This window comes from Mesorhizobium sp. URHB0026 (assembly GCF_054059755.1).
On record NZ_JBSSCN010000001.1, the window covers coordinates 312314 to 324086 of the forward strand.

Below are 11773 nucleotides of genomic sequence, written 5' to 3' on the forward strand. Positions count from 1 at the left end.
ACCTCTGAGCGGACGGTGAGGCGGGTTGCATGCATACGGATGACCCGGGGCTGCAGGGCAGAGATGCCCTGCACGAAGTCCTTGTCGAACCGTGGCAGTGCAGGTCCGCGATCTCGAGCATCCGCTAGGCCAGATGCTGCTCCAGTGCCCCATGCGGGTAAGCTCTGCCTCGCTACTGAGCCCCAGAGTGACGGCCGGATTCGCGCGCGCAATGGACGCGTGCGAGACGCTGTTCGATGCTGGCTCTTATGGCGCTGAGTAGGCTGCAACGTGGCGAGCGGATGCTTGCCACTTATTGCGATGCGCTCCGGCAGGCACATGATGCCATGATCGGCACCTCTGCATGCGCCAGAGCCTGATTCAACTGCTGTCGGACCTCGATGATTTCTACCGCGTCACCACGTCGGCTAAGGCATTCAAGCAGGCCGTGTAGGCTCCAGACGTTGCGTGGGTGTTGGCAAGGACGCGGCAACGTCGCATCAAGCCCAAGGTCGGCGCGATAGACAGCCTCAGCTTCGCCATATAGTCCGGCATCCATCAGCAATGCGCCAAGCGCGTGTCTCGTCGGCTGCATCCAACCCCATGGCTCATCATAGAGCAAATTGTCGTCGAGATCGACCGCACGCCGCAGGAAGTCCAGGCCTTCATGGACGCGACCGGACTTGTAGTGCAACTCCCCCAGCATCATCGCTTCGGCAACCTCGAGGATATCGGCGCATGGGTTGTTGAACAGCATGCGCTCGGGTTGCACTGCATCGCGCGCGGCCGCGAAAAGGCTAGCGCTTTCCTCTGCCTGGGGGATTTTACCGAGATTGGCCAGAGCTACGGTGCGGGCATAATGCAACAGGACGGTGCTGAACGAGTAGAGCTCAGCATCGTCAGGGAAGGCCTCTTCCAGGATGCAGGACCAGCGGCCAAAGCGGATAAGTACGTGCAACTTCATCGGCGCGAAGGCTTCAAACATCTCTGGCATGTAACGCACCACCGGCTCCGGCAGGTTTTCCGCCAGTGCCCTCGCGGCCTCGAAGGCATCCGAAGGGCGACCAAGAAACATGGCCCCGTAGATTTGAAAGTGAAGGTTGTGGATGCGGTAGACAGTGTAAAAGTTCTCACCGCCTGCATGAGCGAAATATGAACGATCCACCTGAGCCGCCTGCCGATTGCGCACCACGACTTTGTGGTAGTCGCCGCAAAGCACGTCAATATGCGTCGCCATATGCACAAGATGCCCAGAGTCTGGCACTAGGCGCACCAGCCGATCTGCATGCGGCAAGGCTTTTTCCGGCGTCGACGACATCTCCATCAGATGAATGTAGAAATGCAACAACCCCGGATGTCCCCAGGCTGCTGACTGGGTCGTGAAGGCGCGGTCCAAGGCCGCGCGCGCTTCCACCGTCGAGGTGCCAGCCGCAGGCTGCCCGGTCCGAGTATCCCACAGCGCCCAAGGCGTGCGGTTGATCAGTGCCTCGACAAAGATCGCGGTCACATCCAGATCGTCAGGGAACCTCTCGTACACTGTGCGCATTGCTGCAGCGAAATCGTCATTCCAAGGGCCATAATCCGCAATCTCTGGATCAGTAGGGAACCGCGACGTCAGCGCATCAAGCAATGCGCGCTCGACTTCGATTGCAGACAGATCGCACGCCTCCGTCAGCAATACATGCGCCCGCGTCAAAGCGACAATACGCTCTTCAGGCCCGAAGGAGGTCCATAGCTTGTTGTAGTTTGGACCCAGACAGTGGGCAATTCCCCACCGCGCCATGACGTTCGAAGGCGTCACTTCGAGCACTCGCTCGTAACAGGCAATGGCCTCTTCGTGGTTAAACCCGTATTGCCAGACCAGCCCCCGGTCGAACCACATCTGCGCCTCGGAAGGCGTGTTGTCCAGCCGGCGGGAGAAGGTGCCTAGATCGAAGTACGTCATCGTATCCAACTCCATGGCTGTCGGCGACCAGCCGCCCAAACTACATCAAACCCCCGAAGGAAGGGAGTTCGACTTCAGGATGCCGCCCGATGTCACCGTGCGATCTTCATTAAGAGCCGCGATATCGTGCGCCTATCCCAGCCCCGACGCCGTTTTCGGACCGGACCGACAACGATTTCCCCTCAACGAGGAGCGATGTGGATGGACATCTCTGCATTGGCTTTGGGCGATAAGGCGGACTGAGACAGTTTACCCGATCAGCCTCAAGGGCTGACGCTTATCAATAGACGATGTGAAACACCCTTGGGCGAGCCTTTCAGCGACGGCGCGCGAGACGAGGATTGTGGCCCCCCGCTCGCTCGTCATCGACTCGATCCGGCTCGCAGTGTTCACGTCGTCGCCGATAACCGTTAACCTGCGGAGCGTTGGATGGCCGACATCGGTCGCTCTCGGTCACCGCGACCAAGATGACCCGGCTGCGCGGAAAGCGGAACGACATCGAGCTTCTAGCCGTCGACGGCTTCGCCGACCCCAGCCCGCTCACACTGGCGCAACGCTCGGTCGGCCGGCTCCTCGATGACCATTCTACGTTTACCGCGCAATTCTACGCGAACATGTTCGCCATGCGACCCGAGCTGGAGGGGCTCTTCGTCAATGGTACTGGTGCTCAGGGAGCGATGCTTTCCCACATGTTGCGTAGCGTGGTGTCGGGCCTCGAGACGCGCAAGCATGTGACCATCGGTCTGCAGACAATGGGTCGGAAGCACGTCGGATACGGTGTCGAGCTGGATCACTACCGCACATTCGGGGCCGCGATGCTAAAGACGATCAGCGACGTCATGGGGGCGGGCCTGACGCGCGAGATCGAAGAGTCCTGGTCGGTGACCCTCGATGTCATCCTGGGTCTGATGAAAGAAGGTGCCGGCGCAGAGTTCCGTCGAAATTGAACCGAGGTAAGCAAGGCACTTTGCATAGCACACCCGCCGCGATCGGCGTTGTTCTATCGCGAAGCCGCCGAGGTGATCAATGCGGCGGCCGACGGTTCGGCGCCATCTCATGCCGAGCGGTGGGGGCCACAAGCGGCTCCTTGTCCGTGGTGAGACGAGGCGTTGCGTAAGTTTCAGAATAACTGGCTATCTTGCCTCGTCCCGAAGAGTTTGTGCGGCCCCATCCGCACTGGTTCTGCAACTGTCGGCGCCGGCACTGCACGCTCGCATTCGAGGTGGGACTAGAATACGCTCGCCGCCGGGAGCTTCGACCTACAGAAGAGGCAGGACACAAGCATGGAGCGACGCCTCGCCGCAATTCTTGCTGCCGACGTCGTCGGCTACAGCCGCCTCATGGGAGCCGACGAGGTTGGCACGCTGGCGCATCTGAAGAGGCTTCGCGACGAAGTGATCGAGCCCAAGATCACAGAGTCGCACGGACGCATCGTCGGTTCCGCTGGCGACAGTCTTCTTGTCGAATTCGCCAGCGCGTTCCACGCGGTGCAGTGTGCGGTCGAAGCCCAGGAGGGATTAGGCGCTCACAACGCAAGTTTGCCCGAAAACAAGCGCATGACTTTCCGCATGGGCGTGAATTTGGGCGACGTGATTGCACAGGACGATACGATCTACGGTGATGGCGTGAACATCGCCGCCCGGCTTGAGAAGCTTGCAGAACCTGGCGGCGTCTGCGTCGCGAGCAACGTTTACGAGCAGGTCAAAGGCAAATTAGACTATGCCTACACCGACCTCGGTAGCCATCAGGTTCACAACATCGTGGAGGCGGTGCGCGCCTATCGGGTCAGTCGAGCAAAACCCACTTCGGTATTGTCCACAAGGGATACGCTGGCACTTCCCGAAAAACCGTCCATCGCGGTCTTGCCATTCGACAACATGAGTGGCGACCCAGAGCAGGGTTACTTCGCTGACGGCATGGTTGAGGAGATCATCACCGCGTTGTCCCGGACGCGCTGGCTGTTCGTCATCGCGCGCAACTCGAGCTTTACCTATAAGGGCCGGGCAGTGGACATTAAGCAGGTCGGACGCGAGCTTGGTGTACGCTACGTGCTTGAAGGGAGCGTGCGCAAGGCGGCGAGCAGGGTGCGCATCACCGGGCAGCTCATCGACGCGGCAACGGGTGCACATCTATGGGCCGACCGTTTCGACGGCGGGCTGGAGGAGGTTTTTGAGCTGCAGGAGCAGGTGACCCGGAGCGTCGTCGGAGCGATCGCTCCGAAGCTGGAACAGGCAGAGATCGAGCGGGCCAAGCGCAAGCCGACCGAGCACCTAGACGCTTACGACTACTATCTGCGCGGGGTAGCAAGCCTCCATCAGTTGACTAGGGAATCCAACGCAAACGCCCTCCAGTTTTTTTACAAAGCGATCGAACTCGATCCTGAATTTGCCTCGGCATACGGCATGGCCGCCTGGTGTGCCGTCATGCGCAAGGCGAACGGTTGGATGACGGATCGCAAGCAAGAAACCGCCGAGACGGAACGCCTGGCTCTGAAGGCAGTGGATTTGGGCAGGGACGACGCGATCGCGCTTTCTCGCGGCGGGAACGCGCTCGCCTTCGTCGTGGGCGACAACAATAGCGGGGCAGCGTTCATTGATCGCGCGCTTGCGCTCAATCCGAACTTGGCTACCGCGTGGCTATTCAGCGGTTGGGTCAGAGCCGACCTCGGCGATACGGAAACCTCACTCCGGCACCTGGCGACTGCGATACGCATGAGCCCAGTCGACCCGCTCATGTTCGATATGCAGAATGCGGTTGCAGTGGCCCATCTCTTTGCTGGTCGATTTGAGGAGGCATCATCTTGGGCTGAAAGGTCGTTGCGTGAAAAGCCGGACTATTTGGGGTCGTTGCGCTATGCGGCTGCAAGCTATGCCTACGTTGGCCGAACCGAGGATGCGCAAAAGGTGGTGAGCCGAATGCTCGCCCTCGATCCCGGCCAACGAATTTCCAATCTCGCCGATGTCATGCCAACCAGCCGTCCGGCCGATATGGCTCTGCTTGCAGCAGGTTTGCGAAAGGCGGGGCTGCCAGAATAGCACTGCCGGGCTGGCGCATCGATCGCGAGTTGGGAACGCACCGCGATCGCAAAGACCGCACCGTGAGTGGCGTCGGCCCGGCACAAATCGCCGTAGAGAGCCCTACAAGCGATCCCGCGTCATGTCAGAGGTGGGTCACTGATCCCAACTCGTCGCGGGGTGCTCCGATTGGGGCGCCTGTGGCAAAGCACCTGCTCGATCTCGAGCCGGGTCCGCGATCCGTAGGACGTAGGCAATGGCTGCTACAGCGAGGCAACGGCTGATGCCAAGAGCAGCTGTTCCGTTCACGACCGATAATGTTGAAAAAGTCTGAAGTGCTGATTCAGTCTCCTTGGGGCGAGGAGGCCGCCTCGACCTCAATCGCTACACCTTGGGCGAGCTGATCCACGACTATCAACCCGGACTTCTTCAACACTATCTACCCAGGGCCGAAAGCGAATTGGCCACCTCCGCCTGTGGCGGGAATTGTGGATCGACATTCATGCCGACTTCAGTCACCAGCTTCCGGCGCAGGGCCATAGCGTAGTCGTTTGGCCCCTTGGGCGTTATGACGAATGCTTGCGAGCCGCCAATGACTGATTTGGCAAAATAGGATGCCAATGGCTGATCTGGATTCTCACCTTCGGGTGGAATGGCGATCGCATTGATGGTGTATCCCTTGGCAATGGCGTTCTGCCTGCTCGGCTGAACGGGAAGCCCGTCGTTATTCTCGCCGTTGCCAGAGATGTCGATCACTTTCCTGGCCGCCTCTCCGGGAAACTGGTCGAGCAGAAGACTTCCGACGTCAATGGCTGAGGAAACGGATGTTCCCCCTCGACCTCTGCGGATATTGCCGGTATCGCCGCTCTTGCGGATCGCCGACGCAGCCGCCTTGGCATCTTCGAGCCCGCAGATGCTTGTCCACGGCAGGACATTACGTACGTGTCCGGGACTCGACCACTCGAAATAGGCCACGCTGATGCAGCCGAGATAATTCCGGGAGATGGCCGCAATGATCTCGGGCGAAGTGAGTGCCGCGGCATGCCCTTCGCGCTGCATGTCGGCAATCTTCGGATCGATCGAGGACGAGAAATCGACGGCGAATACGACCGCAACATCGACATTGGCCGCATGTGCCGCACCCCCGTAAAACAGTGAAGCGGCAAGGACCCTCGCCAGTGTCGGAATTGAGCTTAGTCGCCTTGCCGGCCGCGCGGCTTGCCGGCCCCTCGGCACGAGAAGCCTGTCTCCTTGTATCGTCCGCACCTTCCCGCGACAGCAGGCCGCCTCGGCAAACAGGACGCCCACTCTCGCCGGGCTGGAAAGATGCGCTGGCCCGACAGGCAGTCGCCTTTCGGTCAAGACAAAGGGCAGTACAAGCAACCCGCCGATCAGGCATGGCAGGCCGACCGCACTGAGGGCATCGAGGTGGGCCAGCACTGTCTTTTGCGCGACATTGCCGAAGCCCCACAAGGCGGCGGCAATCAGCAGCAGCAAATTGGCCTTGAGCATCGACATCCGCCGCATCCCCCAAGCCACTGCATTCGCAGGCGTGCACTGGCTCTAACCGCATCGGGGAGGCTGCAGCGGTGGATCCGCCACAGTCGGCATATCTATCAGCCGCCCCTTATTAAGCATATCCTAACTGGCATGCCGTCACGACAGCGCTTGAGGGCTTAGCTCCACTGTTTGCCAAGCGTTAGTTTTGAGTTAGGATTTCGTCAGGCGGGAATAAGCAAATGCGAGGTGAGGAAAACGTCGCTGCGAGTAAGATCTTACTCTTCGGCGGTTTCCGGATTGAAAAGGAGACTGTCGGCCGCATCTGGCTGACCGGAAAGCGAGGTCCCGCAATCATTGCCTATTTGACCCGGTGTCCAGGTATGGCGGTGACAAGGGAAAGGTTGGCCGACCTTCTGTGGGGCGAAAGCGATAGCGAGCACTCGCGCAACAGCCTGCGGCAAACCCTCAGCGTCCTGCGTCGGGATTTGTCACGAGCTGGTGTCGATCTCATCCATTCCGGCAGGGAGTCGATCGGCCTCAGGGCGGACGCGATCCGGGTTGACGTCGAGGAGTTTGAATCCGGGCTCTCCGCCCGCTCCGCACAGGATCTCGAAACGGCTCTGGCGCACTACACGGCGCCGTTTCTCGATGGGTTTTATCTCGGCAGCGACGCCTTTGATGAGTGGGCGGTGTCGGAGCGCGACAGGCTGCTGGGCCGCGCCCTCGAGTCCTTCGAAAAACTCGCTCGGCTCGTTGACGGGGAAGCCGGCCTTGCCCTTGCCGATCGGTTTCTGGCCATGGAACCGACGCGGGAGGCATCCTATCGCCTGAAGATGGAGTTGCTCATTGCCGGTGGCCAGCGAGACCAGGCCGTGCGGACATACGAGACTTGCAGGAGCGTGCTGAAGAAGGAGTTTGGTGTCGACGTCAGCCAGGAGACGCGGGCATTTTGGAAATCCCTGCTGTCGGGTGCCGATATGGCGTCAAATCTGCAGTCGACAAATCGCGTTTCGGCCAGCCAGCTCTCCGGGCGTCCATCCATCAGCGTCGCCGACTTCGTCAATCTGACGGGAGAGCGGGGCGATGATTTTTTCGCCAGGGGGCTCGTCCAGGATATCACCACGGCCTTTTCCGAGGTGTCCGACTATGTCGTGCTGTCCGGGCTGCAGCCGCTCGAGAAGAATGGTGATGAGCCCAGAACGCCAGGGAAGGTGCGAGCCCGTTACACGCTCAGCGGCAGCGTGCAGAGATCGGGCAACGAACTCAGGGTAAACATCCAGCTTGTCGATGCAGCTGCCGGTGGTCACAATGTCTGGGCCCAGAAGTTCGACGGCCACTCCGAGAACGCACTCGAATTCCAGGACAGGATCGCACAGGCGGTTGTGCTGGCCGTGCTCCTCGAACGGCAACTGACGAACTGGAAAGTTCGCGACAAGAGCCCACCGGGCACGCCTGAAGTGCGCAGGTTGGTGAACGAAGCTCTGATGAAGTATTTTGAGATGACCCGAGGCTCACTGTTGGTCGGGATAGAACTTGCTGCGCAGGCCCTTTCGCTGAGCCCCGACAACGCCCGTGCCAAGCGGACGCTCTCAATAGTAATTTCCATGGGAGTAGCTTTTGGCGCGCTGCCTCGGGAGCAGGGGCAGATCGAGCATGCGTTGGCGCTTGCGGAAGACGCAGTAAGGGCGGTGCCGGACGACGAAATTGCCCGGTGCATCTTGTCATTCGCTCTCGAAAGTTCCGGCCGTATCGACGAGGCAATCGTCGAATGCCGCCACGCGATCAGCCTCAACCCAAGCTATCCCAGCGGCCATGGCGATATTGCGATGCTCTTCGCCCTGCGCGGACAGGTCAGCGAGGCGGTGCGCGAGGCCAACGAGGCGATCCGGCTCGGAACGCATGATGTCATCGACTTCTGGCGTCATCATAGCATGGTTGTGGCACTGTTCGCTGGCGGAGACGATCAACGGGCGCTCGAACACGCCCGCAAGGTGGTCAGGACAAAGCCGGGCTTCGTTCGGGGCGCTCTGTATTGGGCTGCTGCGGCTTCGGCGACAGGCAACAAGGAAGAGGCGTCCCGGGCCATTCATCACTGCCTGTCGCAACTTCCGCATCTCAATCTGGGCAATGTCTGCCCCGGCTTTGTGCCACGCTATGTGAAGGACGACCATCACGCGCGATTCCTTGAAATGCTGGCGAGAGCCGGACTTCCGAATTCCTAGCCTCGGGCTCAAGGCGACGTCGCTTAAGCCGAACGTCAATATCGGCTGGAGCGTGAAGGACTGGCTCGACGGCAGCGACTGGGTGGAATTAATCCGTCACGGTCGGGCAATCCTGCCGACCGAGAGCAGCATTGCGGTTATCGACCGCAACGGCCAGAGCGCGGACAGGAGCGCCAATGCCAAGGTCCTCAGGCTGATGGCATCAGCAAACCGGTGACCTCCAGGCCTGGTATGAGGAACTGCGAAAGCGGTTCTTCGCCGAGCAGGAGGGCGTCGTCACCATATCCATTGCTTCGCCGTCCTCACTGATCTGAGAACAGAGGCGCGGTGAGTATTACCTGGGGATTGCTGCGGTTGCATCGCCTGCTGCGGACTTTGTGTCACCCGCAAGGTCCGCTTTCAAGACGCGGAAAAGCCGACCTTAACGGCCGATATTGGGCGCAAAGCGGACATCCGGACACGCGGCCGTCGGAAGACGGACTTAGGTCACTTGCAGGCATTGCGCCGTTGGCGCTCCCACTCAGCGGGAAACCCTCGCACCAGCGGCTGCAATTGCATTGTCGGGGGCTGGCGCCCGTTGAGGATTGCCTCAACCAGTTCCGGCGCCAAGAGCGTCAGTCGAAGCAGGTGGGAGACGAACGACCGGTCAAGTTTCAAAGCCGCTGCGAGTTCGCTGATCGTCGCGTACTCCCCCGATTCCAGCTTCTGCTGCCAGCTGAATGCCTGAACAACGGCTCGCAATAGCGTATTGTCGATCCGCATTCGCGACGGTGCCCAAGGCTCTGAACCGCCTGGCGAGACGACAACCTTGCGGCCACCGCGCTTGCGGATTGCCATCGGAATGCAGACGGTCAGCAACTTACCGTCGCGGCTGATCTCGTGGTTGTTCTTCATGCTGCCCTGTCCAGGCTCGGTCGTTCCCGAAGCTCGGCGATGACGCTGGCTATGCCCTCGGTACGAAGCCGTATGCTGATGCCGTCGACATTGACGTCGATACGCTCGACCAGCAACTGGATGATGCGCGCCTGCTCGGCAGGAAAAAGCTCCTCCCAAAGAGCATCGAACTGAATGAGGGCCTGGCGCACCTCGGTCTCGCTGATCTCGTCTCCGCCGTTTCGAGCAGCCGACCAGGTCTTCACGATCATCTCTGGCGATCGCAGCAGGACACGAACCTGATCGATCACAGCGGCTTCGATTTCGCCGGCAGGCAGGCGCCGTACCGGGCAGGTTTCTGGCCCGAGCTTCTGCACGCTGGTGGTGACGTAGTATCTGTATAGCCGGCCCTTCTTGCGCGTGTGGGCCGTGTCATGGCATAGCCGTTCGGGGCGAAGATCAGGCCCTTGAGCAATGCCGGCGTTTGCCGGCGGCTCTGCCCTGCCCGCTTGCTCGGGCTCTCCGCAATGATCGAGCGGACCTTGTCCCAGAGTTCGCGGCTGATGATCGCCTGGTGCTCGCCGGGGAAGCTGGTCCCCTTGTGGACGGCCTCGCCAACGTACACCCGGTTGCTCAGCAACTTGTAGAGCAGGCCCTTATCGAAGGCCTTCCCCTTCTTGCGGCTAAACCCTTCAGCGTTGAGAGTCCGCGCCAGAATGGTCGCCGAACCGATCTGCAGGAACCGCTCGAAGATCATGCGGACCGTGGCAGCCTCTTCATCATGAACGAGAAGCTTCCGGTTCTCGACCCGGTAGCCGAAAGGCACGTTGCCACCCATCCACATGCCCTTGCGCCTTGAGGCCGCGAACTTGTCCCTGATGCGCTCGCCAATCACCTCGCGCTCGAACTGCGCGAAGGAAAGCAGGATGTTCAACGTCAGTCTGCCCATGGAGGTCGTTGTGCTGAACGACTGGGTGATCGAGACGAAGGTCACATCGTTGGCATCGAACACATCGACCAGCTTGGAAAAATCCATAAGCGAGCGGGACAACCGGTCGATCTTGTAGACCACCACCACGTCGACCAGTCCCAACTCCACGTCGCGCAGCAGCCGCTTCAAGCCGGGCCTCTCCAGCGTGGCGCCGGAGATCCCGCCGTCGTCGTAGTGGTCTGGCACCAGAACCCAGCCTTCCGCCCGCTGGCTTACAACATAGGCCTCACAGGACTCGCGCTGGGCATCCAGTGAGTTGAACTCCATGTCGAGACCCTCTTCCGAGGATTTGCGCGTATAGACGGCGCATCGCAGCTTTCGCACGATCGGCTTCGAGGCAAGTGCCGCGGCTTTCATCAGCGTGCTCCCTTCTGACTGCGCAGTCCGAAAAACAGCCAGCCGTTCCAGCGTGTGCCGGTGATCGCCCGGGCAATTGCCGAAAGCGATTTATAGGGCCTGCCATCATATTCGTAGCTGTCGGCCAGCACCGTGGCGCAATGCTCAACACCCTGCCATTCGCGCATCAGCCGCGTGCCGGCGACCGGCATGCTTGACTGCCTAACGCGTGGTCCCCGTGGCTCCAGGTCCTCAGCCAGTGCAGCGAGACGTTTCAGCGTTTCAGGCTTCAGTCCACCATAGGCGAGTTCCTGGATACGATAGGCCAGCCTGCTCTCCAGAAACTTGCGGTTGTAGGGCGGGGGCTCGGCGGCAAAGAGGTCGCGCCACATCCCCTTTAGCGCAAATATGTCCATGGTCTTAATCGCTGCCAGCCTGCCGATCACCTGCTCAGTCATGCCACATCCCCTTCCACTTTGAATTCGGCTGCATGACCGCTCTGGTGGGCAATGAAGTCCACGGAACTATTCTCCCGCTCACCAGATAGTCTGCTTGACTGTCGCGCCCGCAGACGCGTCACGCCTGCGGCGAGGATGGTGGCGAGTCCGCCAAGGCGCTCGGCGGCGCTCATCAGATCAGGATGTAGGGGGTTGGGTCCTGGCATTGTTCCGATTCCAGCGGCTCTTGGTAAGGAGCTTCAACCGCCAAAACCTTTATGGCTACTACCAAGCGAAACGGCTCGGAGCGAAGCGAAAGCAAACTGCCGGGTACGTAGGAACGCGAAAACTAGACAGTTTTCCGCAGTCGGCAATTAACCAGTCGAACAGACTCGGCTTCCGCCAATTTCCTAGATGCGCGCTAATGCCAACAGAAGGTATCAGGCATGGGTCACATTCGGCTTGGCGTACTACCG

The 11773-nt window shown here is 60.3% G+C and carries 8 protein-coding genes and 2 pseudogenes; 4 read left to right on the forward strand and 6 right to left on the reverse strand.

The features are described from left to right. Positions 1-292 precede the first annotated feature (292 nt). Complete coding sequence (locus tag ACVWWD_RS01600) at positions 293-1924, reverse strand: hypothetical protein (protein WP_457102875.1); 1632 nt, start codon at positions 1922-1924, stop codon at positions 293-295. A gap of 467 nt (positions 1925-2391) precedes the next feature. On the opposite strand from ACVWWD_RS01600, the gene ACVWWD_RS01605 reads away from it, so the two are divergent. Beyond that, a complete protein-coding gene (locus ACVWWD_RS01605) occupies positions 2392-2871 on the forward strand; it encodes a globin domain-containing protein (protein ID WP_457102876.1) in 480 nt (159 codons plus the stop codon). Between the two features lie 336 nt (positions 2872-3207). Then, entirely contained in the window at positions 3208-4959 is a 1752-nt protein-coding gene (locus tag ACVWWD_RS01610; protein WP_457102877.1) for an adenylate/guanylate cyclase domain-containing protein, read from the forward strand. A gap of 414 nt (positions 4960-5373) precedes the next feature. On the opposite strand, the gene ACVWWD_RS01615 is transcribed toward ACVWWD_RS01610, so the two are convergent. After that, positions 5374-6126 (reverse strand): DUF1194 domain-containing protein, encoded by a 753-nt coding sequence (locus ACVWWD_RS01615; RefSeq protein WP_457103609.1) that lies wholly within the window; start codon positions 6124-6126, stop codon positions 5374-5376. A gap of 126 nt (positions 6127-6252) precedes the next feature. Then, positions 6253-6465: pseudogene (locus ACVWWD_RS01620) on the reverse strand (EamA family transporter); the annotation flags it as partial. Positions 6466-6677: 212 nt separating this feature from the next. On the opposite strand from ACVWWD_RS01620, the gene ACVWWD_RS01625 reads away from it, so the two are divergent. After that, positions 6678-8660: a BTAD domain-containing putative transcriptional regulator gene (locus ACVWWD_RS01625; protein ID WP_457102878.1), complete on the forward strand. Its 1983-nt coding sequence runs from the start codon at positions 6678-6680 to the stop codon at positions 8658-8660. A 52-nt stretch (positions 8661-8712) separates the two neighbouring features. Further along, entirely contained in the window at positions 8713-8877 is a 165-nt protein-coding gene (locus ACVWWD_RS01630) for a hypothetical protein (RefSeq protein WP_457102879.1), read from the forward strand. Positions 8878-9146: 269 nt separating this feature from the next. Here ACVWWD_RS01630 and ACVWWD_RS01635 read toward each other — a convergent pair whose 3' ends face one another. The 3 genes and pseudogenes from ACVWWD_RS01635 to ACVWWD_RS01645 all read right to left on the reverse strand — a co-directional run bounded on the left by ACVWWD_RS01635 (position 9147) and on the right by ACVWWD_RS01645 (position 11318). Continuing rightward, a complete protein-coding gene (locus tag ACVWWD_RS01635; RefSeq protein ID WP_457102880.1) occupies positions 9147-9554 on the reverse strand; it encodes a hypothetical protein in 408 nt (135 codons plus the stop codon). Continuing rightward, positions 9551-10881 (reverse strand): annotated as a pseudogene (locus ACVWWD_RS01640) (recombinase family protein). The gene ACVWWD_RS01635 and the pseudogene ACVWWD_RS01640 overlap by 4 nt, the downstream one beginning before the upstream one ends. Further along, positions 10881-11318 carry a DUF2924 domain-containing protein gene (locus ACVWWD_RS01645; RefSeq protein WP_457102881.1) on the reverse strand — a complete coding sequence of 146 codons (438 nt, stop codon included), beginning with the start codon at positions 11316-11318 and terminating at the stop codon, positions 10881-10883. The pseudogene ACVWWD_RS01640 and the gene ACVWWD_RS01645 overlap by 1 nt, the downstream one beginning before the upstream one ends. Positions 11319-11773 lie beyond the last annotated feature (455 nt).

Bases quoted from the DNA above. Each gene is read 5' to 3' on its own strand.
- ACVWWD_RS01645 (WP_457102881.1), bottom strand. From the start codon at position 11,318: ATGACTGAGCAGGTGATCGGCAGGCTGGCAGCGATTAAGACCATGGAC.
- ACVWWD_RS01600 (WP_457102875.1), bottom strand. From the start codon at position 1,924: ATGACGTACTTCGATCTAGGCACCTTCTCCCGCCGGCTGGACAACACG.
- ACVWWD_RS01605 (WP_457102876.1), top strand. From the start codon at position 2,392: ATGACCCGGCTGCGCGGAAAGCGGAACGACATCGAGCTTCTAGCCGTC.
- ACVWWD_RS01625 (WP_457102878.1), top strand. From the start codon at position 6,678: ATGCGAGGTGAGGAAAACGTCGCTGCGAGTAAGATCTTACTCTTCGGC.
- ACVWWD_RS01635 (WP_457102880.1), bottom strand. From the start codon at position 9,554: ATGAAGAACAACCACGAGATCAGCCGCGACGGTAAGTTGCTGACCGTC.
- ACVWWD_RS01610 (WP_457102877.1), top strand. From the start codon at position 3,208: ATGGAGCGACGCCTCGCCGCAATTCTTGCTGCCGACGTCGTCGGCTAC.